General features: G+C 32.8%; 28 protein-coding genes. 11 read left to right on the forward strand and 17 right to left on the reverse strand.

Annotation, left to right across the window (positions count from 1 at the left end):
• Positions 1 to 155 precede the first annotated feature (155 nt).
• From ACWNMZ_RS16655 to ACWNMZ_RS16665, 3 genes are all read right to left on the reverse strand, one after another.
• Positions 156 to 335 carry a DUF2933 domain-containing protein gene (locus ACWNMZ_RS16655; RefSeq protein ID WP_016204430.1) on the reverse strand — a complete coding sequence of 60 codons (180 nt, stop codon included), beginning with the start codon at positions 333 to 335 and terminating at the stop codon, positions 156 to 158.
• An 88-nt stretch (positions 336 to 423) separates the two neighbouring features.
• The gene (locus tag ACWNMZ_RS16660) at positions 424 to 1,371 is read right to left on the reverse strand and encodes a metal ABC transporter solute-binding protein, Zn/Mn family (RefSeq protein ID WP_016204431.1); all 948 of its coding nucleotides are present in this window, start codon (positions 1,369 to 1,371) and stop codon (positions 424 to 426) included.
• A gap of 122 nt (positions 1,372 to 1,493) precedes the next feature.
• The gene (locus ACWNMZ_RS16665) at positions 1,494 to 2,759 is read right to left on the reverse strand and encodes a murein hydrolase activator EnvC family protein (protein WP_449598685.1); all 1,266 of its coding nucleotides are present in this window, start codon (positions 2,757 to 2,759) and stop codon (positions 1,494 to 1,496) included.
• Positions 2,760 to 2,981: 222 nt separating this feature from the next.
• Between ACWNMZ_RS16665 and ACWNMZ_RS16670 the strand changes: the two genes are divergently transcribed.
• The 4 genes from ACWNMZ_RS16670 to ACWNMZ_RS16685 are packed head-to-tail and all read left to right on the forward strand — an operon-like array spanning position 2,982 to position 5,642.
• Entirely contained in the window at positions 2,982 to 3,434 is a 453-nt protein-coding gene (locus ACWNMZ_RS16670; RefSeq protein WP_449598686.1) for a hypothetical protein, read from the forward strand.
• 11 nt (positions 3,435 to 3,445) lie between these two features.
• Complete coding sequence (locus ACWNMZ_RS16675) at positions 3,446 to 4,405, forward strand: sensor histidine kinase (RefSeq protein ID WP_449598687.1); 960 nt, start codon at positions 3,446 to 3,448, stop codon at positions 4,403 to 4,405.
• A complete protein-coding gene (locus tag ACWNMZ_RS16680; RefSeq protein WP_016204434.1) occupies positions 4,402 to 5,085 on the forward strand; it encodes a response regulator transcription factor in 684 nt (227 codons plus the stop codon). The genes ACWNMZ_RS16675 and ACWNMZ_RS16680 overlap by 4 nt, the downstream gene beginning before the upstream one ends.
• Positions 5,082 to 5,642: a TVP38/TMEM64 family protein gene (locus ACWNMZ_RS16685; protein ID WP_016204435.1), complete on the forward strand. Its 561-nt coding sequence runs from the start codon at positions 5,082 to 5,084 to the stop codon at positions 5,640 to 5,642. The genes ACWNMZ_RS16680 and ACWNMZ_RS16685 overlap by 4 nt, the downstream gene beginning before the upstream one ends.
• Before the next feature lie 93 nt (positions 5,643 to 5,735).
• On the opposite strand, the gene lgt is transcribed toward ACWNMZ_RS16685, so the two are convergent.
• The 12 genes from lgt to ACWNMZ_RS16745 form a co-directional block, all read right to left on the reverse strand.
• Positions 5,736 to 6,539: a prolipoprotein diacylglyceryl transferase gene (gene lgt / locus ACWNMZ_RS16690; protein ID WP_016204436.1), complete on the reverse strand. Its 804-nt coding sequence runs from the start codon at positions 6,537 to 6,539 to the stop codon at positions 5,736 to 5,738.
• A gap of 40 nt (positions 6,540 to 6,579) precedes the next feature.
• Positions 6,580 to 7,167: a DUF1405 domain-containing protein gene (locus tag ACWNMZ_RS16695; protein ID WP_449598688.1), complete on the reverse strand. Its 588-nt coding sequence runs from the start codon at positions 7,165 to 7,167 to the stop codon at positions 6,580 to 6,582.
• Between the two features lie 91 nt (positions 7,168 to 7,258).
• Positions 7,259 to 8,815 carry a multicopper oxidase family protein gene (locus ACWNMZ_RS16700; protein ID WP_449598689.1) on the reverse strand — a complete coding sequence of 519 codons (1,557 nt, stop codon included), beginning with the start codon at positions 8,813 to 8,815 and terminating at the stop codon, positions 7,259 to 7,261.
• 220 nt (positions 8,816 to 9,035) lie between these two features.
• Positions 9,036 to 11,474, reverse strand: a complete 2,439-nt coding sequence (locus ACWNMZ_RS16705; RefSeq protein ID WP_016204439.1) for a heavy metal translocating P-type ATPase — start codon at positions 11,472 to 11,474, stop codon at positions 9,036 to 9,038.
• 170 nt (positions 11,475 to 11,644) lie between these two features.
• Complete coding sequence (copZ, locus tag ACWNMZ_RS16710) at positions 11,645 to 11,851, reverse strand: copper chaperone CopZ (protein WP_016204440.1); 207 nt, start codon at positions 11,849 to 11,851, stop codon at positions 11,645 to 11,647.
• A 15-nt stretch (positions 11,852 to 11,866) separates the two neighbouring features.
• Positions 11,867 to 12,208: a metal-sensitive transcriptional regulator gene (locus ACWNMZ_RS16715; RefSeq protein ID WP_016204441.1), complete on the reverse strand. Its 342-nt coding sequence runs from the start codon at positions 12,206 to 12,208 to the stop codon at positions 11,867 to 11,869.
• Between the two features lie 236 nt (positions 12,209 to 12,444).
• Entirely contained in the window at positions 12,445 to 12,825 is a 381-nt protein-coding gene (locus tag ACWNMZ_RS16720; protein WP_016204442.1) for a hypothetical protein, read from the reverse strand.
• 124 nt (positions 12,826 to 12,949) lie between these two features.
• Positions 12,950 to 14,056: a stage II sporulation protein P gene (gene spoIIP / locus ACWNMZ_RS16725; RefSeq protein WP_235252550.1), complete on the reverse strand. Its 1,107-nt coding sequence runs from the start codon at positions 14,054 to 14,056 to the stop codon at positions 12,950 to 12,952.
• Positions 14,057 to 14,225: 169 nt separating this feature from the next.
• Positions 14,226 to 14,942 carry a YwmB family TATA-box binding protein gene (locus ACWNMZ_RS16730; RefSeq protein WP_016204444.1) on the reverse strand — a complete coding sequence of 239 codons (717 nt, stop codon included), beginning with the start codon at positions 14,940 to 14,942 and terminating at the stop codon, positions 14,226 to 14,228.
• A gap of 131 nt (positions 14,943 to 15,073) precedes the next feature.
• Positions 15,074 to 15,691, reverse strand: coding sequence for an NAD(P)/FAD-dependent oxidoreductase (locus ACWNMZ_RS16735; RefSeq protein ID WP_016204445.1), 618 nt, complete (start codon positions 15,689 to 15,691; stop codon positions 15,074 to 15,076).
• Between the two features lie 60 nt (positions 15,692 to 15,751).
• Positions 15,752 to 16,333, reverse strand: a complete 582-nt coding sequence (locus ACWNMZ_RS16740) for a YdhK family protein (protein WP_031539950.1) — start codon at positions 16,331 to 16,333, stop codon at positions 15,752 to 15,754.
• Positions 16,334 to 16,490: 157 nt separating this feature from the next.
• On the reverse strand, positions 16,491 to 16,850 hold the full coding sequence (locus ACWNMZ_RS16745) for a hypothetical protein (RefSeq protein ID WP_016204447.1): 360 nt from the start codon (positions 16,848 to 16,850) through the stop codon (positions 16,491 to 16,493).
• Positions 16,851 to 17,095: 245 nt separating this feature from the next.
• Between ACWNMZ_RS16745 and ACWNMZ_RS16750 the strand changes: the two genes are divergently transcribed.
• Positions 17,096 to 18,337 carry a hypothetical protein gene (locus ACWNMZ_RS16750; RefSeq protein ID WP_031539951.1) on the forward strand — a complete coding sequence of 414 codons (1,242 nt, stop codon included), beginning with the start codon at positions 17,096 to 17,098 and terminating at the stop codon, positions 18,335 to 18,337.
• Positions 18,338 to 18,394: 57 nt separating this feature from the next.
• On the opposite strand, the gene ACWNMZ_RS16755 is transcribed toward ACWNMZ_RS16750, so the two are convergent.
• Positions 18,395 to 18,724, reverse strand: coding sequence for a four-helix bundle copper-binding protein (locus ACWNMZ_RS16755; RefSeq protein ID WP_031539952.1), 330 nt, complete (start codon positions 18,722 to 18,724; stop codon positions 18,395 to 18,397).
• 165 nt (positions 18,725 to 18,889) lie between these two features.
• On the opposite strand from ACWNMZ_RS16755, the gene ACWNMZ_RS16760 reads away from it, so the two are divergent.
• From ACWNMZ_RS16760 to ACWNMZ_RS16785, 6 genes are all read left to right on the forward strand, one after another.
• On the forward strand, positions 18,890 to 19,555 hold the full coding sequence (locus tag ACWNMZ_RS16760) for a winged helix-turn-helix domain-containing protein (protein WP_449598690.1): 666 nt from the start codon (positions 18,890 to 18,892) through the stop codon (positions 19,553 to 19,555).
• A gap of 229 nt (positions 19,556 to 19,784) precedes the next feature.
• On the forward strand, positions 19,785 to 20,984 hold the full coding sequence (locus ACWNMZ_RS16765; RefSeq protein ID WP_449598691.1) for an ISLre2 family transposase: 1,200 nt from the start codon (positions 19,785 to 19,787) through the stop codon (positions 20,982 to 20,984).
• The gene (locus tag ACWNMZ_RS16770; RefSeq protein ID WP_449598621.1) at positions 20,963 to 21,127 is read left to right on the forward strand and encodes a hypothetical protein; all 165 of its coding nucleotides are present in this window, start codon (positions 20,963 to 20,965) and stop codon (positions 21,125 to 21,127) included. The genes ACWNMZ_RS16765 and ACWNMZ_RS16770 overlap by 22 nt, the downstream gene beginning before the upstream one ends.
• A 95-nt stretch (positions 21,128 to 21,222) precedes the next feature.
• Positions 21,223 to 22,251 carry an IS1595 family transposase gene (locus ACWNMZ_RS16775; protein ID WP_031538861.1) on the forward strand — a complete coding sequence of 343 codons (1,029 nt, stop codon included), beginning with the start codon at positions 21,223 to 21,225 and terminating at the stop codon, positions 22,249 to 22,251.
• A 58-nt stretch (positions 22,252 to 22,309) separates the two neighbouring features.
• Entirely contained in the window at positions 22,310 to 22,474 is a 165-nt protein-coding gene (locus ACWNMZ_RS16780) for a hypothetical protein (protein ID WP_155986770.1), read from the forward strand.
• A 253-nt stretch (positions 22,475 to 22,727) separates the two neighbouring features.
• Positions 22,728 to 23,642 (forward strand): AraC family transcriptional regulator, encoded by a 915-nt coding sequence (locus ACWNMZ_RS16785; RefSeq protein WP_081836688.1) that lies wholly within the window; start codon positions 22,728 to 22,730, stop codon positions 23,640 to 23,642.
• A gap of 56 nt (positions 23,643 to 23,698) precedes the next feature.
• On the opposite strand, the gene ACWNMZ_RS16790 is transcribed toward ACWNMZ_RS16785, so the two are convergent.
• On the reverse strand, positions 23,699 to 25,528 hold the full coding sequence (locus tag ACWNMZ_RS16790; protein ID WP_031538859.1) for a hypothetical protein: 1,830 nt from the start codon (positions 25,526 to 25,528) through the stop codon (positions 23,699 to 23,701).
• Between the last annotated feature and the right edge of the window lie 4 nt (positions 25,529 to 25,532).

Raw genomic sequence — 25,532 nt, forward strand, 5'->3', positions numbered from 1 at the left:
TCCAAGTAAAGTGACAAAGTGCCTGAACTATTTCCAGTAAAGAACCAATATCAAATTAATGAAAAAGTGTTAAATTTAATATGGATAGGTGTTTTATATATGTCTCATTTGGCTAGGTCAGTTCAAAGGTGTTCTTTTTTATATTACATATATCATCATTTAGGCGAAAGTTCATTTAGTTTCCTATGCAATTCCCTATTTTCATTTTCTAATTTAATGACTCTTTTATCTAATTTATTATTATTCCTATTATGACTATGTCCTCCATGACTTTTCATCATAAATAACATCATAATTGGACATACAAGTACTAGCAAAATAGATAACCATTCCATTTTTATCACTCCTTTACTTTTTATTAGAATAATGTTAAAACAAGGATTTTTTATCGAGAAATTATGAACATATTTTTAACTTTCATTTTTATTGAGTAGCTAATTTTAATGTTGCTAAATTTTCTCGCATTACCGAAAAGTAATCATCTCCTTTTTTTATTTCTTTATTTGTTAGACCTTCAATGGGATTTAATGTTAAAGATTTTGCACCAATAGTATCTTTAACTGTTTCTGCTACTTTTGGACTTACTAAAGTTTCAAATAATATATAATTTATTTGCCTTTCATTAGCAAAACTTATTAATTCTTTAAGCTTTTTAGGAGATGGCTCATCGGATGGAGAAATTCCTGTAATCGCTATTTGTTCCAATCCATATCTATTAGTCAAATAACCAAATGCATTGTGCGAAACTATTACTTCTTTTCGAATAGGATTAGATAATGCTTCAGTATATTCTGAATTTAATTCATCAAAGTTAACAGCAATTTTGTTAAAGTTCTCTTCATAAACAACTTTTCCATCTGGGTCCAGTTTAATTAGCTCTTCCTTAATAACTTCAGCTATTTGCTTAGCTCGTATAGGATCTAGCCAAAAATGGGGATCGTATGTTTTATCTTCCTGGTCTTCTTTATCATTTGGTTCCGTACTCTCACCAGTTTCTCTTAAAGTCAATAAATCAACATATTCACTAGAATTAATAATCTTTTTATCTTTCGTATCAATACTTTTTATCGTATCTGTTACCCAACTTTCATACCCAGCACCATTGTATATAAATAAATCAACTTCATTTAGATTTGCCAAATCTTTTGGTGATGGTTCATAATCATGTGGCTCAATACCCGGTTGCACAAGATTTATAACTTTAGCTCGGTCCCCTGCTATCTTAGTTGTAAAATCATATAAAGGGTAAAAGCTGGTCATTATTTTTAAACTTTCATCAGCAGTTTTTTCATTTGTGTTTTGGTTGTTATTACAAGCAGCCAAAAAAATAACCGATACAACAAACAAGATAAAAATTTTACTTTTAAACATGGTTTCTCCTCCAAGATTCAATCTTTAAAGTAAGTAATTCTAAAAAAAACATTAACCTAATTAACACTTCTTTAATCAAGTTAATGTTTAAAATAATTTAATTGTATGATTTGATTGATGATTTATATTGAAATATAATCGAGTGGGTTAACAGCATTCGATTTGGATGCATTCCACTGACCTTTATGAAGTTCAAAATGCAAATGCTGACCAAAAGATTGTCCAGTGTTCCCCATAATTCCTACTTGTTGCCCTTTGGAAACAGATTCCCCTGTCTTAACTACTCTACTATCCATGTGCGCATAAACAGTTGTATACACCTGACCATTAATTGAGTGAGAGATAAAGACTACATTACCGTAACTTGTGGAATAATAAGATCTACTAACAACCCCATCAGCAGCAGCAACAATTGGCACATCAGCACTGTTAGCAATATCTATACCAGCATGAAACTTGTTCCATCTTTCACCAAGGGTGGATGTTAATCGTCCTTGAGCTGGAGTTGTCCATACCCCTTTGGTCTTTTTAGAAACATTTGTGTTCGCTTTAATACTACTAGAAGTACTTTTTGCTTCATTTTCTTTTTTAGTAGCTACTTGAGTTTTCTTCTCAGATTCTATTTTTATAGCTTTTTCGATAGCTTCCTTTTGAGAATCAAGTAATGAATTTTGTTCTTCTAAACTTAGTTTTTCATTTTCTAAATCTTCTTCTTTGTCCTTTAGAGATTGCATAATATCATCTTTATTTTTCTTTTGTATATCTAATTCGCTTTTTAGTTTCTTTTGAGACTCGCCATAATTTTCAAGTTTCACTAACAGATCTTTTGCTTCATTTTCCTTATCTTCTAACACTTTTTTATCATCCATATGTTGTTGGATTAAATCCTGATCTGCAGTAATTATTGTTGTTACCGCACCCGCTCTATCTAAAAAATCACTAAAACTCTGTGAGCCTATTAAAACATCCAAATAGTTAATAGTCCTAATCTCTTGATAAGATCGAGCCCTTTCTTTTAACAACTCTTCGCGTTGTTTTATTCGTTCCTTAAGAGTTTTTATTTCTTCATTTAATTTTTGAATTTTTATATTTGCATTTTTTATATTTTCATCATTTTCGCGTATTTTACTATTCGTTTCTGTTATTAACATATCTAAACGTTTAATCTCATCATTTATTTTATCTTGTTCTGTTTTTATGTTATCAAGCTCTTCCACTGCTTGTTCTAAACCATCTTGGACTTTACTACGATTTTCTAGTATATTGAGTTTTTTATTTTGTAAATCTTCCTCAGAAGATGCTAATGCAATAGAAGTTGTATTAGTTAATGCTAATGAGGCTGCAATTCCGAACGTTATAACAGATGTCTTAATCAATAATTTACTCATTCGAATGTCCTTTCTTTATCAATCTCTAATAACAAGCAAAATTATAACATCACTTTTTGTCGAATTTGGAGATGAAAAATATTACAATTATATTTCACTGTAATATTCTGATAAAATTCAAGGAGTAATTTACCACTAAGAAGTTCATAATAAAACTTTATTCACTAATATAAACGTTTGGTGAATCACACATTTAACTCCCTGCATAATTTCTTCATATAATTGGAGTATTATAAAAAATATAAAATAAATTCAGGTGACCTAATGAAAAAACTTTCCATAAAACTAGGGATTCTATTTTTCATAATCATTTTTGGCTTAGAAGCATTTATGTTTTCTTATCTTCATAGCTCTTTAGTTAATGTGAGAATTGAGGAAGAGCTATCCGCTTTACAAGCAAGGGGTAATTCTCATAGAGATATTCTAGAGAAACATTTTGAAGAAGATTCCATTAGTCACGTTATTTTAATGGAATCAGAAGCTTTAACTGATGTAGTAATTGTTAATCAAAAAGGTGATATTTTGGGAACATCTTTTGACAATAATAATTACAAAAAATATTTAATTCAGCAAAAAAAGGAACTAAAGAGTGAAGGGAAAGTTGTTGAAGATGACTGGAAAAATAAACCTTACATTATTACTTTAAGTCCGATAATGCAAAAAATGAAACTATAGGATATGTCTATATGTACCAAGAGACAGCATCCATACACACTTTAATTGGAAGGTTAAATGAACATTTTGTTCTTGCTGGTATAATTGCGCTTCTTTTAACTTTCGTTGTGATTGTACTGCTTACTAGAGCATTGACTAAACCACTCGTAAAGATGAAGGAAGCGACTTATCAAATAAGTAAAGGAAATTTTTTAGTTGATCTTCCTAGGACAAGTAATGATGAGTTAGGTGAACTAGCAGTTTCCATAAAAGAATTAGCTAGAGACTTAAATTTCTTAAAGAAAGAAAGAAATGATTTTTTAGCAAGCATTTCCCATGAACTTAGAACACCGTTGACTTATATAAAGGGTTACGCAGATATTTCCCTAAGAAAAAATATTGAAGAAGAAGAAAAAGAAAAGTACTTACAAATTATTGTAGAAGAATCAAATAGACTTTCTTCTTTAATAGAGGACTTATTTGAGTTAGCCAAGATTGATAAAAATACATTTCTCATTCAGAAGCAACAAATAAATTTAAATGAACTTTTAGGAAAACTACAAATAAAAATGTTTCCCGCCTTTAAAGAAAAAGAAATTGATTTAACAATTTTTTGTCCTAAAACCACTTCTTTTTATGGAGACCCAGCAAGAATGGAACAAATTTTATTCAACTTATTGGATAATGCTATGAAGTATTCTCCAGTGAAGAGCAAAGTAGATGTTATGGTTAGATTCAGAAAAAAAGAAACGGAAATAACGATAAAGGATAATGGAAAAGGAATACCGGAGGAAGATCTACCTTATATTTTTAATCGTTTTTACCGTGTTGATAAATCAAGAACAAGATCACTAGGTGGATATGGGCTAGGATTATCGATTGTCCAAGAATTGGTCCAAGCACAAGAAGGAACAATAAGAGTGGAAAGTAAGCTTAATATCGGAACAACATTTATTCTAACATTTAAAAATCTTGGAGGAGAAATCAAATGAAAAGCATCTTAATTGTAGATGATGAACAGCAAATGCTTGATCTAATTGCTCTATATTTATCACCACTAGGCTATAATTGCAAAAAAATAAGTTCTGCGATGGATGCTTTACTTTATTTAGAATCGAACACCGTTGATCTTATATTATTAGATTTAATGATGCCTGATATGGATGGCTGGGAAGCATGTATAGAAATAAAAAAATACTGGGACACCCCAATAATAATGCTTACTGCAAGAACAGATAAAAAGGATGTTGTAAAAGGCTTAAATACAGGAGCAGATGACTATATATCCAAACCTTTTGATGGGGAGGAACTTGTTGCTAGAATAGAAGCAGTATTAAGAAGAAAGGGTAATAGGTTGGAATTAATACAGTTTGACGGTTTAACCTTAGATCAAGAGTCTTTTGAATTACACTATCAGATGAAGAATATACCTCTTACTCCTAAGGAATTTGCACTTATGAAGCTATTTCTCCAAAACCATAATAAGGTGTTCACAAGGGACCATCTTATACACTCCATATGGGGCCATGGCGTAGAAACAGAAGATAGAACTATAGATTCTCACATAAGAAACTTGCGTGATAAACTTAGGAAGGCTGGTTTTCCATCAGAGGAATATTTATTAACAGTTTGGGGCGTTGGATACAAGTGGATTGGAAAAGAATCTGATTGAGGGACCTTTTTATAGAGTATTTACCAGGAAACCCCTTAATTATAGCCACTGTTACTATAATTGCAAATATTATAATAGCAATTTTTGGAGTTCTTCCTAGTGCTTTTCTTACTACTATAAATATTATTTATTTTGATTTAAAATTAGCAATTATTATTTCAATAATTGGTGAATCATTAGGTGCTATAGTAAGTTTTATCTTATATCGTAAAGGATTAAATCGCTTTACTGCTAATTATAAGATAAGAAGTCACTTCTTAAAAAAGTTACAAAGCACAACTGAATCTAAAGCCGTAATACTTATAATCCTGTTAAGAATTCTTCCTTTTATTCCTTCAGGTGCCGTGACATTAACCGCAGCATTAAGTAGCATTAGAATTATCCCTTTTACTATAGCTAGTACAATAGGAAAAATCCCATCGCTTCTAATTGAAGTTTATTCCATTAATAAGGTATTCAGCATCAATTCATCTGGATGGAAAGAGACAATAATATATTGCTCACTAATCCTGTTATTAATATATATTTTAAAAGAGTTTAGAAAAAAAAGAAAATAAAGCAATAAGATGAAAAATGGAGATTAAGACACTTATCATAGAAAAAACAACAAAAATAGGCTTCCGAAAACAAGGAGCCTATTTTTGTATACTTTACATTATCCCACTTTTGTATGCCTTCCTTCTTCTATACCAGATTAATAGGACAGCGGAAATAAAGAATATCAAAGAAATTACTTGTGCAACACGTAAGTTAGTTGTAAGCATTAAGCTATCCGTTCTTAACCCTTCAATAAAAAATCTCCCAAAAGAATACCACATTATATAAACTAAAAATAGTTCTCCCTTTTTAAGGAAAACAATTCTTCTAGCAACAATTAATAAAGTAAAACCAAGAATATTCCATAAGGATTCATACAAAAAAGTGGGATGATAGTACGTACCGTCAATATACATTTGATTAATAATAATATCCGGCAAATTTAAATTCTCCAGAAAATCTCTAGTAACCTTGCCGCCGTGAGCTTCCTGGTTCATAAAGTTCCCCCAACGCCCTATTGCCTGACCTAGTATAAGACTAGGTGCAGCAATGTCAGCCAATTGCCAAAAGGATAAACCTTTCTTTTTAGCAAAAAACCAAGCCGTTAATGCCCCTCCAATAATAGCTCCATGTATGGCAATACCACCTTCCCAAATTGCAATGATATCCCCTGGATTTTCCGAGTAATATTCCCATTTAAATAAAACATAATAAAGTCGGGCACTAAGAATGGAAATCGGTATAGCCCATAATAAAAGATCCGAAAAAGTATCTTTAGGAAGACCTTGTCTTTTAGATTCTTTTGTAGCAAGAATCCAACCAAGAAGTAAACCAGCTCCAATAATAATTCCATACCAATAAACAGTGAAAGTTCCAATTTCAAAAGCGACTCTATTTAGCGGTTGAATATTTTCCACAAAGATTCACCTCGTTTAAATTTTTAGATTAGCCAAAATTTCAAATTTCCGATATTGCTTTTTTCCTTCTTATACAAAGAACATACGTAATGCTGATTGAAAATACACTTAACCAGAAAGTAAAATAGCCTATTTGCGGAATATAATTGTCTAGTACGCTGTATCTTGGCATCATTTTAAATAGGTAATCAATCACATCATTATGAAGAGTCCAAATTGCAGCAACTACTAGATGCCAACCTTTTATTTTATAGGAGTTTTTATATAATAAACCCTGGATTGCCATTGCTCCATGGGAAAAAATCAGCATGTAACTAGACCAATCTAAATAGCCTATTTCTATCAGAACTAATAAATTCATTACAACTGCCCATATTCCATATTTCAATAGTGTTACTATAGCTAGTGCCTCAAACAGAGGTAAGTTAGTTTTCAAAAATAAAGCAATTAATACAAAAACAAAAAATAAACTAGCTGTTGGGCTATCTGGAACAAAAATTAGATATTTATTAGGTGTAACTGATAGTTGGCCTCCATACCATAAAAATCCATATAATGTGCCTATAATATTAAATACTAACAGAATAAACAATGCCTTTCTATTTGTAAGTAATGAAGTAAAATTCAAATGATACACTTCCTTTCCAATAGGTTACTATCATTAATTAGCAGTAAAATGCGGCCTTTTAAAGGCCGCATTTTACCCTGTTTTATATCATTTATTCTGGCTGATTATTAGCATTTTCATCTGGAATAAAAGTAGGCTGAAATCCTTTATATTTAACCATTGTTACCATACCTGCAGAAGCATGATGTAAATCATGGCAATGGAATAGCCAATTCCCAGGGTTATCTGCTTTGAAAGCTATCTCATACTCATCTCCGGGTTCTATATTTACAGTATCTTTAATAATTGATGCACCCTCAAGTTTTTTACCGTTTTTACTTAAAATTTGAAAAGATGTACCATGTAAATGCATAGGATGGTCTTCACCTTTAGAGTTATTCACAATCTTTACTTTTACAAGGTCACCTTCTTTAACCATAATATTTTCTGTATTAGGGAAAGCTTTTCCATTGATTGTGTAAGCCATATTATTATCTAATACTTCTGTATTTAAGTTCATTGTATATTCAACATCATACTTCTGATTTAGAGTGAACTCACCGTCTTTTGAAGAACCATAATTTGTGTATGTGAACTCTGGAAGTTCTATATCCTGATTCGGTTTGTCTGTAGATAAGGAACTACCTTCATATTGTAATTTCACTTTCATTCCAGCTGTTCCTTCCATATTTCCATGACACTCCAGATACCATTCTCCTGGGTTATCTGCTACAAACTCAATATCATACCGTTCACCTGGTGATATTGAGATTAACTGATCTTCTATTACTTCTGGGTTTTCTATTTCTTGCCCATCAACCGCAACTACATTAAATTTCTGACCATGCAAATGCATTTTGTGTGTCATATACCCAATATTAGCTAAACGGAGTCTTACCGTCTCACCCTCCTTCATTTTTAAAGGCTCAATACTCTCACCACTTTTTCCATTGATGGTAAAAATGTCATACGCGCTCATATCGTCCATCGTCATGCTTCCGCCATCATTACTCGTATCCATATCCATACCTTCCATTTCATCACTTTCACCCATGTCCATACCTTCCATATCGCTCATATCCATACCTTCCTCTGGATTACTCATCCATTCGTCAAGCATTAACGTATAATCACGATCGTATGTTTTTTCTTTTGGTTCAACAATTAAGGCACCATATAGACCTTTATCAAGTTGATTAACACCGTCTTGATGAGTGTGATACATATAAGTACCAGAAATTCGGGGTGTAAACTCATAAGTAAATGTCTCACCTGGTTGTACAGCATTTTGAGTAACTCCAGGTATACCATCCATATTATTTGGAAGAACAATACCGTGCCAATGTATAGTTACAGGATCGGGAAGTTCATTTTTTAAGTTGATTTTTACTTTTTCCCCTTGCATTACACGAATTTGAGAACCTGGTACCGAACCATTAAAAGTCCAAGCATCTACACTAATATCTTTTGTTAATTGATGAGTTGCCTCTTTTGCAACAATCGTAAACTCATTCCCTTTTAAGATTTCTGTCTTAGTTGTTTCTTCTGAAGAAATCTTCTCAGCCTGTTTTTCAACATCTGCTCGATTTATACTCTCGTTTTGTTTATTGGAGCATGCTGAAAGGATTAATAATAGGAATCCAATTAATGCTAGTATTTTTAATTTCATACTCTCTCCTCACTTTCATGAATTATGATATTAAAAATAATTGAAGATTTTATGCATTTTATATGAACAAAAGTTCATAAATTTTAAACGTTATACGTTCTAGTCTAAAAATAACTAGAACGTATAGGTAGAAATATAAAACAGCAACAACAGTACAACAGTAGTTGCCCCTAAATAAAACAAACAACCTGCAGATAATTTGCAGGTTGTTTTTATCCATTTATCTAATTGGTCTCCATTTGCGAAGAAATAATGTATTTCCTACAACGGACACGGAACTAAAAGCCATAGCACCACCGGCGAGTATTGGATTTAATAATCCAATGGCTGCAACCGGTATGAGGATGATATTATATGCAAATGCCCAAAACAAATTCTGTCGTATTTTTCTCATCGTTGATTTGGACAGAAGAATTATATCGACTATTCCCATTAAATCCCCGCGCATTAGCGTAATGTCCGCTGCCTCCATTGCAACGTCTGTACCAGTTCCAATTGCAATGCCTACATCAGCAGCAGCAAGTGCCGGAGCATCATTAATTCCATCTCCAACCATCGCAACAACTTTTCCTTCTTTCTTTAGTTTTTCTACCTCGGCAGATTTATCTTCTGGCAGAACTTCTGCGAGCACTCGGTCTACACCAACCTGGTTGGCAATTGCTTCTGCTGTAAGTCGATTGTCCCCCGTAATCATTATGACCTCAATTCCTAATTTCTTTAAAGCCTTAATGGCATCCGAGGATGTTTCTTTAACAGTATCTGCTACGGCAATTATGGCTGCTAGACTGTCATCAATAGCCATAAGCATAGCAGTTTTTCCTTCACCTTCAAATTTTTCCATAGTATCAATAGAAGCATTAATATTTACATTATTCTGGGCCATAAGCTTTTTATTACCGATTAATATCTTTTGTTTATTGATACTAACTTCAATCCCATGCCCTGGAATAGCATTAAAATTATTAGCTTTTAATAAGTCTATTCCTTTTTCTGTTGCACTGTTTACAATTGCCTCTCCAAGTGGATGTTCCGATCCTTTTTCAGCAGTTGCAGCAATTTGTAATATTTCATCTTTAGAAAGGTTACCGTAAGGAACAATATCTGTTACATCAGGTTCACCCTTAGTAATAGTACCGGTTTTATCTAATACTACAGTTGTTACTCGCTGTGAGTTTTGAAGGTGTTCAGCACCTTTTATAAGTAGTCCATTTTCAGCACCTTTACCAGTACCTACCATAACAGCAGTTGGCGTTGCTAATCCCAATGCACACGGACATGCAATAACAAGTACAGCAATTGTACTAACTAAAGCCGGGGTAAATCCAACAAGTGCGAATGTAATACCAAAAGTAGCTAGAGCTATCACAATGACAATAGGAACAAATACTGCTGAAATTTTATCTGCAACTTGCTGAATTGGAGCTTTGGATCCTTGAGCTTCTTCTACTAGCTTAACAATTTGAGAAAGGGCAGTATCTTTCCCAACTTTCGTTGCCTGGAATTTAAATGAACCATGTTTATTCATAGTAGCACCAATAACATTATCCCCAGCTTTTTTACCTACAGGCATACTTTCCCCTGTTAACATGGATTCATCAACTGTTGTATTTCCTTCTATAATTATTCCGTCAACTGGTATTTTTTCGCCTACCCGAACAATAATAAGTTCTCCTGTTTGAACATCTTCTAGTGGTATATCTATTTCTACACCATTTCGAATAACTCTAGCCGTTTTTGCCTGTAAACCCATTAATTTTTTTATGGCTTCTGAGGTTTGACCTTTAGCCCTTATTTCAAGTAGCTTTCCTAATACAATTAGAGTCATAACTATAGCTGCTGCTTCAAAATAAAGATATTGCCCAGTTCCCATTATAGTAACAACTAAACTGTATAAATAGGCTGCAGACGTTCCTAGTACTACTAGGACAGCCATATTAGCACTACCTCCCCGAACTGAGTTATAAGCATCGCGGTAATAATGACCCCCAACATAAAATTGAACTACAGTGGCTAGTAAAAATTGAATCCAAGGATTTAAGTGAAAGAACCCTCCATTTCCGTACTCCATCATAAAATCTGATATCATCATGACTAAAAAAGGTATGGATAAAATGGCACCAACAATAAATTTTATTTTTTGCTTTCTATAAGCTTTTTCTCGAGTACTCTGTTCATAATCTCCTTCATTTTCACTAACTAATTTTGCATCGTAGCCAGCTTTCCTTACCATATTAACTAATTGATCTACATTGGTACTTCCAGGGATATATTCAACACTAGCTTTCTCTGTAGCGAGGTTAACATTAGCATTTTTTACTCCGTCTACCTTATTCAATACTTTCTCAATACGAGTAGCACATGCAGCGCATGTCATACCTATAATATTTAAATTTACTTTTTCTTGTTCAACCCCATACCCTGTTTTGTTAACTTTTTCAATTATCTCTTCAATTGATACTTGCGAAGGATTATAGGTCACTGCTGCCTTTTCAGTAGCAAGATTTACATTTGCTTTTTGAACACCTTGCACTTTTGATATGTTTTTTTCGATTCTAGTAGCACATGCGGCACATGTCATTCCAGTAATATTTAGTGAAACACTTTCATTATCATTAGTATTAGGTTTAGGCTGTGCTAATGAGCGATTATCTGTTTCCATTTTATACCCTCCTATAACTTTCGATTTACAGTTATACATTTTCTTAATGTTACACAAACTAGAGTTTATATTCTTATTTAATTTGTCACAAAACATTTATACCATATGGGGGTATAAATGTTTTATAAAGAGAGGGCAACCGTTATTTTAAAACGTTCGCCCTTGTTGCATTATTGTACATCATAACCTTGATCATCGATTGTTTCCTTAATTTTATCTAATGTTAATACTTCTTTATCAAACTCTACAAGAACAGTTCCGGTTCCAAGGTCAACTTTTACATTTGATACACCATTGAGCTTACCTACATTGCCTTCAATTGAGTTAACGCAATGATTACAAGACATACCTTGAACATTTAAAGTTACTTTTTCCATATTTATCTTCTCCTTTTACTTTTTCATTAATTTTTGTATTGTAATTAATACTTCATCTACTACTTCTAGGTCACCTTCTTGAATACGCTCAACAACACACTCTTTCAAATGGCCCTCAAGTAAAATTTTTGCAACACTATTCATAGCTGCTTGTGTCGCAGAAATTTGAGTTATAACATCATCACAATAAGTATCTTTCTCTATTAATCCTTTTATACCTCGTATTTGACCTTCAATCCGATTTAACCTGGTGATAAGATTTTGTTTAACCTTATTGGAGTGATGGCTTTTTCGCTCACTTGAAGTGGAACAATGAGTTTCCTCTAAAGATTCATCATTATCTAAAACGGATGCCATTAACTATTTCACCTCCACAAGCACATTATAGTATACCCCCGTACCCTATGTAAAGCCTAAATTTAAATTTTTTCTTTTTTCTTCTCTGTTTACTAATTATTATGTTTAACAATCATGTATTTTTTGCTAAAAAAATTCAAATACATATGCAATATACAAAGCATTTAAGTGGAAAATATATAAAAAAGTACGCTCTGAAAACCGTTTAAAGCGTACCCTTTCATTAAATTTTATTGTTAAACATTAGCATGTGCATTTAATTCTGATGTCAAACAAATTTCCTTGTGATGGTATCCGATTAATATATTACTAAAACCGTTTAAATCTTTTACATCCATGAAATTGACAAAAATTCCGTTATATACTGAATGTCCTACTTCCTCTTCATAAACCTGTACATCCTTTTTATTATTGGGTATCTCTATTTTATCTGGAATATCAACCAGATTCCAATTTTTACTTGTCTTTTTATTGTCACTTATAAGAACTACTTCCTTTAATTTTTCTTCACTATTAACTGCTGTATTTGTTTTTTCACTTAGAGTGGACATACATCCTGCTAAGATAATGATGATAAATGAAAGAAGTGTTGTTATTATTACCCGTTTAACTTTCATTCTCTTTACTCCATTCGATTATTTTACTTGCTTAATATAGATTAAAACATTGAAGAAAGTGTGGATTTTTTATCTAACACAAAATAAAGTGTTTTACAGTAACCAACTAGCTACTAAAAGCTAATTAATTATTTACTTCCTCTACTTCTCTATAATACTCACTAAACACCTCGGCAAATTCATCAACCGTGTTGAAAAGTTCCTGCTGCTTATTATCCACCCCTCCAAATTCTAAGAGGATTGAATTACTTGATAAATCTTGATTATATACCCCATTCCCTTCATCTTTACTTTTCACAAAGACTCCCCTACTAATTCCAGGAATCTCATTTTCTAATCTTTCATTTAGTTCTTTTGCCAATTTGAGATTTCGTTCATAGTTTTTATTTTCCTTTCCAACTACAAAGAATAATCTTGCATATTCAATACCATTAAACTCTAACGTAGTAATCTTTCTTGCCTGTGAATCCCTATGTATATCAATAAGATAAACTAAAGACTTTTCCTTAGTAGTAGCTTCTTGGACGATTTCTCTTGTTAAACTATAGGATTGAGCGTAACTCCAACCCTTTTTTTTAAGTTCTGCTGTTACATTGGTAGTACTATGTTCAGTTCCTATCCCTCTCTCTAATAATTCATTTTGCAATTGGGTACCCACTTGGATTACATTTTTCTTTTCGTTCAAACTAGACGCCTGATTTGGATCTGTAATACCTGAAAGTTGTGGTAAAAATGCTTCCCAACTATGAGTATGGTATATATATACAACATTTTTATTAGAAGCTTCGTTCTTTGGAGATTCTATTTTGTCTTCATTGGAACTGCTATTATTTTCATTTGTAAGAATATCCTCATTAGGAGGCGGAGACTCTATTGGTAGCGTTGCTAGATTAGTCCCTTTCCCTGCGATAGCTATCTCAGTATTAAATTGCGAAAATCCTACTAATTCTCTTCCTAAAAAAGTCCTTATATCTTCAGGCCAAATATTTGAAGTAAGCCAAACTACGCCGTTTAAAATAGATGGTTTTTTAATTTCTTCGTTAACATCTGATAGTTGAAACTGTCCAATTTCAAATAAAGAAGAAAGAATATCTGCATCTAGTTGCTTAGTAGAAACAGAAACAATGTCTGATGAAAGTTTTATATCTGATTTCAGATAATTTATTAGGAAAATACTAAAATACATGACAATAATAATAGCTAGTAGATAACCATTTAATATTCGTATCATAATTTGACCTCCCTATTTGATAGTGGTATCTACATATTTATATGTAATAGTTTCATCAGTAGTCTGCATATTTTCTGCACATTCAAAAAGACAGGTATTTCAAAGAGACAGGTATTTTAAAGGTTGTATAAAAAATGGCTACTCATTATGGTAACCATTTTTAAAAGTTTCAATATTCTTCTGTTATAATAGGGCTTCCAATTGTTAAATTATAAGTGTCTTGAAGCTCTTTATTTGTCCTTATACCAAATTGAATGTTAAATTTGTTTTTTTTATTACTAGATAAATAATCCTTCCACGACTTGTTATAAGCAGTAATTGAAACAAAATCATCTTCAACTAATTTTTCAATAGAGTTTGCTGTAAATTTTTTCAAAAGTAGCGTTGAAATTTGTTTAATATTTTCTTTCTTTCTTACTAAAGCCTTAACAGTAAAAAAGTAGTTTTCTTTCTCATCTAGTGATTTCAAAACATTTTGGTATTCCTCTTTATTCCAATCTGTGCTTTTATAACTATAAGTTTCTAAAATGTTATATTTATCATTTTCATTATATGCAGTTAAGGTAATTAACTGCTGGATATTTTGGTCTTTTAATGTACCAGTTAACTTAATATGATGATTTTTATCTTTCTCAACTTCCCAATTAAACTGTTGATATTTTTTCTTTAATTCAGATTCTCTTTGATAATATATATTTAATGAAGTATTACTCTTCTTTTCTTTTTTCGTGTAGATAGACCATTGAGAAATATCAGCATTAATTGATTGAAGATTAACTATGGTTTTTAATAATTTATCCTCTTTTCCAGAAACCTTATAATTAAAATAAAAAAATAAAGAAATTAAAAGGACAGAAGCAGTTATATAGATAATTGTTTTCTTCATAAAATATCCCCCTTTAGTTTCATAGTGTCCTATATTAATTACTTTTATACCTTAATATCTTTTAATCTATAACATTAAGTAAACTAGAAAAATATAAAAAAGGTAATAGAGTCGCTCTATTACCTTTTCTATCAAAGACGTTCCTTGATCTGATCTATTCCAATTCGGTTAACAAATTTATAAAACTTTTCTCTTTTCTTTCCTTCATTAATATATAATTCTAATATTTCCTCAACCTTTCTATATAGTTCCTCTGGTGAAAGTTCCTTCATTAATAATGTTCCTATTTCTGCATCTTTTCCAGTTGCTTTACCTCCTATATAGAGGGAGTAAGTATCTTTTATTTTCATTATTCCTATATCGTTAACTAATGGTTCACCACAACCAACAGGACAACCAGTATATGCAGCTTTTAAGGTAAATGGTACCTCTCTCCCTGCAATTATTCTGTTCAATTCCTGTGCTATAGGCATCCCTTCTTCCTCAGACCCTTTACAAAAATTACATGTACGTAAGCTTTTTACATAATTACCTACAGGATAACAACTTAATCCACTCAGTCTAAATTCCTGCATAATTTCAGTAGCATTACTTTGGGGAACCTCCAAGTATATTTGTTGAAAGGTAGTTAATTCTACCTCTTGATCCTCATCTAAATATTTAGCCAAAAGCGCTAATTGTTTTGCATTTAATTTAGCTCCAAACTGGATACCACCGTTGACTGCAATTTTTATCTTTTCAACGCTCATATTTCCAACTCCCACATTATTATAAATGTAAAAAAGGCTACCAAAAGATAGCCTTTTTTATTATTCTACTGGAGATAATTCACTTTCCGTAATCCATTGGTGGTTCGTTACTTTTTCTCCACCTGTGGTTGGGGTATAATCTACCATATAAACCGTTGTTTTTTCTGCTGAATCGATTGTAGCCTTTGCCCCCTTCATGCCTTCCATATGGTCTGCGTTGACTATAACTTCTGTACCTGGCTCAATTGCTTCATCTCCAGCGTCTTCAATTTCCTCTTGAATTACCCATTTATGATTTGTTACTTTTTCTCCACCTGTTGTTGGAGTATATGAAATTGTGTAAACAATTGTATCGTAAGCACCTACGATTGTCGCTTCTGCTCCATCCATACCTTTCATATGGTCTGCATTGATTATTGCATTACTTCCAACCTCATATTTAGGCTTTTCAGCGACTTTTAGACCCTCAGGAACTTCTCCTGAACCCGACATATCCATGCCTTCCATATCATGAGAAGACATATCCATTCCCTCTTCACTTTTGTTTGAGCTATTTTCGTTGTTATTGTTTGAACAAGCAGCTAATAATAAGACCAATAGTGTTAAGATTAGACTGCTTTTCATGAAAGTTTTTTTCTTCATTTGAATTCTCCTTTTTTTCTTGTTCAACAATTAGATGTTCCTCATAAAAAGATGAAAAATATTTATTGGTATATTGACTGTTTCTGCTCCTTCCTATTTTATTTTCCCCTATTTTACAAAGAAAAAATGCAAAAAATATGCAGAAATTTAATATATCTTAAATCAGGAACATTCTTATAATACTAAATAAGAGCAATAATGGAACGACTGAAAAAATAAAAGCCCAAATTCCTTGTGTATCTTCTTTCCTTTGTAGCTTTGTATATTTCTTAAAGGAAATTTCTCCTTTTGCAAATTTCATTCCATTTTGATTTGGCTTTATTACGTATTCTTGATCGTAGTTATCTTTCAAGACAACATTGGTAATAAGGGACTTTTCATCCCAATTAGAATCTAGGAAGACATCTATGTTGTTATTTGAGTAGATTACTCGGTCAAATTTATATATGGAACTTTCTTTTATCGTTTTACTTACTTTATAAGCCTGTTCTTCAACAAAATTGTTTGTTAAGCACATATTTGACCCACACCTCTTAATTAATTAGGTTTTTTGGAAATGTTTAAAAGACTTTTTCACCACATAATGTTACATATATTATATGTTTATTAATGTCCCATTTACACTATGGAATTTAAAATAGGTACAGTTTCATGAAAAGCTTTTATTAGCCTTTAATGCTAAGAATTACCGAAAACAAATTTGTTAACCATTTGAGGATTCAATCAAAGAGTCTAAATTTTTATTTATAAAGGAGTTATATTATGACTTTTACTTTACTTAAAGCAATCGATGAATATAAAAATGACCCAGAATCTGTTTACCAAACCTGGTTTATAAATAACAACGATAGACTAAAGGCATTTCGTACGATAAAAAATGCTATAAAAGTAGTTATTAAGGAAATAGAGAATAACACATTTCCTTGTGATTTTAAGGGTTCATCCCTTGAGGTAGCTATTTCAGCAATTGCGGAACAAAAGCAAATCTTTGAGGGCGCAGCTCATGCTTTTTATTGGAAGCCAAAGTTAAGAATACCTGATATTTATGAAAATGAAGATAATAAAAAAGCCTTTGGTCAATTTTTAAAGGAAACATTGCTCTATAATCAAGAAAAACAATTAATCTATAATATTAGGAAACTTCAAGAAAAAAATATAAAAGGACTAGGTCCTGCAGTAGGTAATATTTTATATTTTCTTCACCCTACTATTTTCCCGCCTTTCAACACTAGCATTGTTAAAGGTTTTAATATGATATTCAAACAAAAAATTAAATTAGGATCATGGGAAGATTATTTAACGATGCGCGAAATTATGATGGAGTATAATAATAACCATAACCTAGTCCTATCAAAAGATTTAGGTGCACTAGCAGGATTACTATATGAGATAGGTTCTGGCAGACAAGTTATTCAAGAAAACCACACTCTACTATTACAGGATATAGATAAAGTTAATAAAAAGCTAAAAAAAAGACATGAAGAAATTCAAAAGGAATTAGCCGAAGAGAATGAACATACTGAAATGCAATATTATTTAGCTAAAATAGGGACGACTCTTGGTTATAATGTGTGGATAGCAAAAAATGACCATAAAAGAGAATGGAAAGGATATAAATTAGGCAACTTTTCTATTCCCCATTTAAACTTAGAAACAATTTCAAGTGCTGTTAGTGAAACGATTTCTTTTATCGATGTTCTATGGCTTAATGGTGAAAATAAAGTTATAGGTGCATTTGAAGTAGAAAAGTCCACGTCTATATACTCTGGAATTTTACGCCTACAGGATTTGTCTATGTCCTTTAACAATGATAAGTCCAGATTTTATTTAATTGCTCCGAATAAAAGAAAAAAAGAAATTAAAGCACAATTATTAAGACCATCCTTCCAACATGACAGTATGTGTAAAATTTCTTATATTCTATTCTCGGATTTAAGAGAAGACTGTGAAGCTATGTGTAAGTTTGGAGTTAATATTTCTGTATTAGATAAGATATCAAACTAAATCATAATCCTATAAGTTATACTTGTATATATAACTTATAGGATTTTTTACATTTTATTAAGAAACCATTTTTCTACAGAATTCTGCACATTTAAAGCAAGATTCTGCGCATTGGAGACAATGTTCATGATGACTGTGCTTTTTACATTCTTCCCCACACTTTTCACAGATATCCGCACATAACAAACATATTTCCTTTACTAATGGGCTATTAGACTGCATTGCTTTTGCGGCTAAACTACAGATATCCGCACACTCTCGATCTAATCTAATACAACGAGCCATCATTTTAATATCTTCTTCATTTAAACAAGCATCAAAACAAGAATTACATGCTTTCATACATTCCAAACACGCTTTAATACATTCTTCGTAGTTCGTATTCATTCTTTTCCCTCCTATTAATTTATACAAGAATATTATTCCCATGGATTTCATAAATAAACTGCATAAAAAGTGCAAACTTTTTATGCTTAATCTGCAAAAATTCTACATACTTCACTTATATAATCCTATTTAAAACCTAATTCAAGTTAGAATAGGAGAGTTTTAATGAATAACATTTTGTTAATTGGAGCAAGTGTTGAAGAAAAGTGGAATACTCTATTAACAAGAAATGGATATAATTGTATCGGACCGATAAATATTGAAGAAATTCCAAATTACATTTATTCTCCATTAATTGATATTGTTTTAATATATGATGAACATTTATCCATAACAGTGGAATCAATCTGTATAAGTATTAATAAAATTTCTCCTGCTTTTATCATGGTAATAAGTAACAATATAAATTATTCACTTGTTAATATTTTAAAAAGTGGGGCAGACGTTTGTTTATTTGAACCAATATATGAGGACGAGCTAATTGCCAGAATCAACTCATTATTGAGGCATAAGAATAAATTAAGAAATGATATATTTACTTACAATAACTTAGAATTAAATATAAAAAAACGGAAAGTACATTACAGAGAGAAAATAATTCCACTAAGTCAAATAGAGATAAAGATTTTAGAAATGCTGATAAAAAATGATAACAAAGTTTTGTCCACTGATTTTTTAATAGATAATATTTGGGAAGATCACAAAATAAGTACTCAAACGCTCCGATCTTATATTCGTAATATTACAGATAAAATTAGAGATGCTGGGTTCCCTGTAGATAAGTATTTAATTACTGTTTGGGGAATGGGTTATATATGGAAGTTTGATTAATAATTTCTCAATATATCCTTTTAATTGAACAGGAAAATAAATTCGTATGAGTAAAATGTTTGTGGGAGAATAAATATCCTTTTTGTCTAGTTGGGGGACGAGTCCCCCAACTAGACAAAAAGGCCACCAAGCGAGAGCGCGGTAGCTGGAAAAAATGAAGCATTAAAAAAGAGAGCTTCCTTTTGTAAAGTAGAGTTTGACTAGAACACTACGAAAAGGAGAGGCTCTCATGAATCAATGTAACACAAAAATGCCATCATTAAAAGAATTGGAAAAAACTTTATTTCGAACACTACAAATGACCTTTCAAGAAATCCTTGTTCAAACATTAGAAAATTGGGATCAAGAGATTGCTCAGCAACGAGACAAAAGAAGATTTGCTTTACGTGATAAACGAGAAATACGAGTAGATACAGCGTTTGGAGCTGTGGAGCTGAAGCGTAATTATTATTTCGATCGTGTGACCAAAAAATATATTTGTCTATTAGATCACTATTTACAGTTTCAGGGGAATAAGGGATTTAGTCCACTACTAGAAGAATGGGGGTTAGAACTAGCGACGAATGGCTCCTCCTATCGAAAGGCGGTGGAAACGTTCGAACAATTTTTAGGCTATTCGGCGATGAGCCATGAAGCATTACGGCAACATCTTCTTCAAACAAACGTACTTCCCGCTAAGGAAAAACGCCCTTTTCAAAAGGTATTGTTTGTAGAAGTAGATGGATTATATGTGAAGAGTCAAGAAAAGAAAAAGCGTGGATGGGAGTTGAAATTCGCCGCTGTACACGAGGGATGGAAAGAAAACGGAAAGCGAGTCAGGCTCCGAAATAAAAGGCATTTTCTTTATGAAGGAAAAGAACCCTTTTGGGAAGCCTTTGAAACGTTCTTACAGAATCATTATGCGTATGATCCTACCCAAACCTTGCTTATTATTAATGGCGATGGAGCAGGCTGGATAACGGCATGTCGGGAGTATTTTCGGGAACGCGCCTTTTTCACCATGGACCGTTTTCATGTCGCTCGTTCGATGAAGCAACTAATGAAGAGCCATCCTCGATACCGCTACATGAAAAGAGCGTTAAAAAACTACCAGGTAGAAACATTACTTCTAGAGTTGAATAGCGCAGTAGGAACAATGGATACACCAGAAGAAGAAGAAAAACTAGAGCATTTCCTCGGCTTTTTAACGCATCATCAGGAAACCATAAAAGATTACCGTAGTTGGTTACAGGAAAAAGGTGTGGACACGACAGCGTATCGTCCAATGGGAAGTGCAGAGGCGATGATGAATCAATTAGCCAAACGATTAAAAAATGGAAGAGCATGGAGCAAAAAAGGGGTCATGAGCATGGCGCGCTTGTGGATTGGATTGAAGGATGACCTATCCATCCAAACGATATATGGGAAATGGGAAAAGAAAAAAGCCTAAATACATCAAAGAAAGAACATCGACCGAAAAGAAAAATACCCACAAAATTAGTAACAGAAACCGTGCGTCAGAACATGCCATACTTAAATCAAGCGATTGGAAAACCCATTCACTTTGCCTTACAGGGATTAAAAGGTTTTTAAAAAAGGCTCTGTTAAAGGCAAATGTTGATATTTGATACCTGTCAAAAAACTTGATATAATTAACACAAGAACGAACATTCGAGGAGGTTTTCAAGGTGAGCAAAGCGTTTAGCAACTTATTAAAGCATATTGATAAATTGCCACACACTCAAAAAGAACAAGTTTATCAATGGGTTAAACGCTATGTTGAACCTTCTTCCTCCGCAGGTGGTCGTTTAATCAATGAAATGAGAGAAACTCGCTTCAAAGAAGGTTTTGAATGCCCTCATTGTACATCGGAACACGTTGTTCGATTCGGAAAGTACAATGGTCGCCAACGTTATCGTTGTAAGGCTTGTAGCAAAACCTTTACTGATACAACCAATACCGTCTTGTACCGTACCCGAAAAGGAAACGAATGGATTACATTTGTTGATTGTATGTTCAAAGGTTATTCCCTCCGAAAGTCCGCTGAAATCGTAGGGGTTACTTGGGTTACGCTTTTTTATTGGAGACACAAACTGTTAAACGCTTTAAAGCAATTGGATGTTGAACATTTTGAAGGTATCGTTGAAATTGACGAGACCTATTTCCTATACTCTCAAAAGGGACAACGTGGCATTACTGACCGTAAACCTCGTAAACGTGGTGGAAAATCCAAGCACAGAGGAATCAGCCACGAACAAGTTTGTGTCCTCGTTGCCAGAGACCGAACAAAAGCAACCATCTCCAAAGTTGCTTGTATGGGGCGTATTGTAAAACCGAAAGTCGATACCTTGATTGGTTCTAAACTATCCAAAGAAAACGTAATTGTAACCGATGCTTGGAGGGCTTACAAAACCTATGCAAAAGAAAAAGGTTTAGAGCATTACCGTATTAAATCAGACGGTGGCAAACACGTTATTAAGGGCTTATATCACATCCAAAATGTCAACGGTCTTCATTCTCGCTTAAAACAATGGATAGACCGTTTTAAAGGTGTGGCTACAAAGTATCTTGACAATTACCTTGCTTGGTTTTTATTTGTTGATAGTCGTAGTAACGAAAGTACAAATCAACATATAAAAGAATTCCTATTAACATCATTTGTATTTGAGATGACAGACACATATGACAGTTTGCGACAGTCAAAATTTACTGTGTAGTTTCCATTTGTTAGGGCAAAATATTTTATTAATCCCTTATGAAATTGGAGGTCATTTAATGCAAAGGTATTTAATCGGAATTGTAATGATTATTTGTGGAATAATACTCCTATTTATGGCAAAGGGAAGAAGTTTTTTAGAGATTGAACAGTCACTTGTGATTGCTTATTCCTTTTTAGTATTTGGTGTTATTTATATTTTTTATAAAATGCTTCGTAAGTGATTATTATCTCCGCAAATAAAGAGTTTTTTCGCCCTTAATAGTTCGGGAAACCAGTGAGAAGTGGTTTCCCGAACTTTTCTCCTAAAAATCAACATTAAAATTTAACAGAGCCTTAAAAAAAGAAAAAAACGAAATTTTGATGAAAGAAAATATTTAGAAAGCGGATACAAAATTAAAAGTTTTATTTTATAAAAAGGGAGCTAAAAAAACTCCCACAAAAACTTGACTCAATCTTCCTATCAGTGTTCCATTAATGTATTTTAAATGTGGACAATTTGTTAGTAATGCCGGATGGAAGCATAAACCTATGTGTTTAAATGGCGATTATGAACTCATTTTAGGTCTACAGGATACGATTTATTTAGAAATAGATAATACTAGATTAGAGGTAAAACCTGGGGATGTATTATTAATTCCTCCTGCTATTCACTATCAAGGATTTGCAGCTTCAAAGGAGAATGCAAGCTTTTACTGGATGCACTTTTTCCCCCGAAAAGATGTAAATAAAATGAGTAAAGCTCAATTATCACATTATTTATTCACTCAAGATATTCATCCAACAAATGATGTGCTAAATAGTTCTGTTTTTCTACCATCTTATTTTCATTTGAAGCAATCCACAAAGGCTTTAATTCTTATGAAACAAATATTGGATATTTCTCATAGTAATTATTATAGTACCTATGCTGTTGATTATTTGGTTACCTCTTTGCTACTGGAACTGACGAATCAATACACACAGCTGTTACTTCAATCCCATCATCAGGACAGTGAATCCTCTCAAAAATTCACACAGATTCTTGAATGGGTTCGAGTCAATATTTATAAAGATTTAACGGTAAAAGAAATTGCTGAGAAATTTTCTTTTAATCCAGACCATTTGACGAGAATGTTTAAAAAGAAGATAGGGATGAGCACAATCAAGTATATTAATACTTTAAAAATAAACAAAGCGAAAGAAATGCTATGTATTACCAATAAAACCATAAAAGAAATCGCATACGAGCTCCACTTTATCGACGAGAAATACTTTATGAAGCTATTTAAAAGCTATGAAGGAATGACTCCAACTCAATACAGAGATGCCTATACCCGAATCTATCTTAATAATAAATTTGTTGATCCTGAAATTCCTCTTCCCCATCACTTAAAGCATTTAGAGGGATAGGAAAGAAAAAAATAGAGGGACGGTTGTGGTAAAGCATGTCCCGTCCCTCCACTTCCCTACTTCAACAACTGCTTAGCTAATTTCCGTTCTTCTTTTTCTTTTGTAGTAGTGGTGATCATTTTAAGGTTTTGTTGTATTTCTGGTTGATGTCTAAAAGTTGATGACCATGCTGTCAAGACACTTAACGCATGCAGGCGCAAGTCTTCATTTGCAGATTCGAGTGCTACTTGTACTAATGGTACTCCAACACCCTCGAAATCATGTAAATCTAGTATAATACATTCGAGACATTTCTCTTCTTCTATTGATAAGCTTGAAAAAGAGAAATGAGATTGTGCAAAGGCACAAAGATCCTTAATAGACTGTAGCTCTCTTGTATCCATTATAGCCAAAAATAACATACTGTTTGTTGGTTCCTTCTTCAGCCATTCAAATAGTAGAGACGTGATGTCCAATTGATAGAATCGAGCAATCTCAATCGAACGGAAATCAATTTCCTCACTCTCTTGCAAAGCAGCTAGTGCAAGCTTTGACCATTTAGGATTAGTAATATAGACCTCTACCGCTTCTTGAAGTGCTTTACGTTCATGTTGTTTCCATTGTTCGTTAAATCGCTCTTCCCAAATTTCTTCATCCTCATTTAGAAATTCACTAATTTTGATAATCGGGTAGAAATCCTCCAAGGTTTCACAATGCGTTTGTGCATGGTAAAGGAAACGAGACAATACAGCACTAGCATACGGATAGTGATCCATGCCGTCTGGGTTTGAGTCATCTAATAATCCCTCTATCATTATGGCTGCTCCAGTATATAGTTCCTTCGAAATACTCTTCTCATAGAGCGCCACATCTAACTCTCCCTTTGTAGCACAACGGAGGGCAATAAAATCATGAAATTTTCTATTTTCACAACCTTTTGTTAGTAACCAATATTTCATTTCAGGAGTTTTGGCTTCCACTAGCTCAATTGCTGTCATTTTTCCCACCCCTTGAACTGACTGCACTAGTTTCCATATTTGATCATTTACTCTCTTCCCCCCACTTCTTATAGCAAAAATGGCATATGACGTAAATTCATCGTGCAAGCCTATTGTATATAGAAGCTCTTGGTGTTCTTCACAATTAGTAAAGCCGAGTACAAGGATTGCAAATTTAACAACATCTCTATGTGCCGCATGCTCAAGAAGCCATAACGCCTCTTGCTTTAGCGCCTGCTCATCAACTTCAAGTTGTCCTAATTCCCGAATGACCTCTTCTCGATAAATGGCCAAATGGTCAAAAATAATTTGTTCATATGTCGCTTTTCTTGCTTTTACAGTTGGATTTTCCAGTTGCTCTTTAAAGAGTTTCATGAGCTTGCTCACAAAAAATGGTGTCTTCGGTTCCTTGATAATCAGATCAAAAAGGCCAGGATCTAATCTTGGCTTATTTGTACCAAAAAAGTAGTCATCATCTGGTAAGTGTCCATCTACTATTCTATTATGTTCTTGGACCTGCTTTTGGATAAAAGGAATGATTTTGTCTTTATGCTCCCAAGGCAGAAATTCCAGCCTTTGCGATTCATTCATAATAGTCTCGTTATCGATTTTAATGATACAGTTAAGGCTTATATATCCACCAATTTTGACAGAAACTTTTTGCCTTTTTCCATTCTCCAAAGTAAGAATCCCTGATAAACTTACGTAAGGAAGAAGATGTGAAAAGATAGATTTCCGTTTATTCACAGCAACTGTTACTCCATCAATGATAAGATATTCCTCTTTCATTTTATTTACAACTTCAATACAATGTCCTTTATAATCAACGGTCCAAGTCTTATGAACCTCTTTTTCCATATCCTTTTTCAAGTTTTGCATATCATATTCAAATCCATCTCTGAACCCCATGCTG

Source organism: Niallia sp. Marseille-Q9988 (assembly GCF_976954375.1).

Bases quoted from the DNA above. Each gene is read 5' to 3' on its own strand.
- ACWNMZ_RS16655 (WP_016204430.1), bottom strand. From the start codon at position 335: ATGGAATGGTTATCTATTTTGCTAGTACTTGTATGTCCAATTATGATG.
- ACWNMZ_RS16660 (WP_016204431.1), bottom strand. From the start codon at position 1,371: ATGTTTAAAAGTAAAATTTTTATCTTGTTTGTTGTATCGGTTATTTTT.
- ACWNMZ_RS16665 (WP_449598685.1), bottom strand. From the start codon at position 2,759: ATGAGTAAATTATTGATTAAGACATCTGTTATAACGTTCGGAATTGCA.
- ACWNMZ_RS16675 (WP_449598687.1), top strand. From the start codon at position 3,446: ATGTACCAAGAGACAGCATCCATACACACTTTAATTGGAAGGTTAAAT.
- ACWNMZ_RS16680 (WP_016204434.1), top strand. From the start codon at position 4,402: ATGAAAAGCATCTTAATTGTAGATGATGAACAGCAAATGCTTGATCTA.
- ACWNMZ_RS16700 (WP_449598689.1), bottom strand. From the start codon at position 8,815: ATGAAATTAAAAATACTAGCATTAATTGGATTCCTATTATTAATCCTT.
- ACWNMZ_RS16705 (WP_016204439.1), bottom strand. From the start codon at position 11,474: ATGGAAACAGATAATCGCTCATTAGCACAGCCTAAACCTAATACTAAT.
- copZ (WP_016204440.1), bottom strand. From the start codon at position 11,851: ATGGAAAAAGTAACTTTAAATGTTCAAGGTATGTCTTGTAATCATTGC.
- ACWNMZ_RS16715 (WP_016204441.1), bottom strand. From the start codon at position 12,208: ATGGCATCCGTTTTAGATAATGATGAATCTTTAGAGGAAACTCATTGT.
- ACWNMZ_RS16720 (WP_016204442.1), bottom strand. From the start codon at position 12,825: ATGAAAGTTAAACGGGTAATAATAACAACACTTCTTTCATTTATCATC.
- spoIIP (WP_235252550.1), bottom strand. From the start codon at position 14,056: ATGATACGAATATTAAATGGTTATCTACTAGCTATTATTATTGTCATG.
- ACWNMZ_RS16730 (WP_016204444.1), bottom strand. From the start codon at position 14,942: ATGAAGAAAACAATTATCTATATAACTGCTTCTGTCCTTTTAATTTCT.
- ACWNMZ_RS16735 (WP_016204445.1), bottom strand. From the start codon at position 15,691: ATGAGCGTTGAAAAGATAAAAATTGCAGTCAACGGTGGTATCCAGTTT.
- ACWNMZ_RS16740 (WP_031539950.1), bottom strand. From the start codon at position 16,333: ATGAAGAAAAAAACTTTCATGAAAAGCAGTCTAATCTTAACACTATTG.
- ACWNMZ_RS16745 (WP_016204447.1), bottom strand. From the start codon at position 16,850: ATGTGCTTAACAAACAATTTTGTTGAAGAACAGGCTTATAAAGTAAGT.
- ACWNMZ_RS16750 (WP_031539951.1), top strand. From the start codon at position 17,096: ATGACTTTTACTTTACTTAAAGCAATCGATGAATATAAAAATGACCCA.
- ACWNMZ_RS16755 (WP_031539952.1), bottom strand. From the start codon at position 18,724: ATGAATACGAACTACGAAGAATGTATTAAAGCGTGTTTGGAATGTATG.
- ACWNMZ_RS16760 (WP_449598690.1), top strand. From the start codon at position 18,890: ATGAATAACATTTTGTTAATTGGAGCAAGTGTTGAAGAAAAGTGGAAT.
- ACWNMZ_RS16765 (WP_449598691.1), top strand. From the start codon at position 19,785: ATGAATCAATGTAACACAAAAATGCCATCATTAAAAGAATTGGAAAAA.
- ACWNMZ_RS16770 (WP_449598621.1), top strand. From the start codon at position 20,963: ATGGGAAAAGAAAAAAGCCTAAATACATCAAAGAAAGAACATCGACCG.
- ACWNMZ_RS16780 (WP_155986770.1), top strand. From the start codon at position 22,310: ATGCAAAGGTATTTAATCGGAATTGTAATGATTATTTGTGGAATAATA.
- ACWNMZ_RS16785 (WP_081836688.1), top strand. From the start codon at position 22,728: ATGTATTTTAAATGTGGACAATTTGTTAGTAATGCCGGATGGAAGCAT.
- ACWNMZ_RS16790 (WP_031538859.1), bottom strand. From the start codon at position 25,528: ATGGGGTTCAGAGATGGATTTGAATATGATATGCAAAACTTGAAAAAG.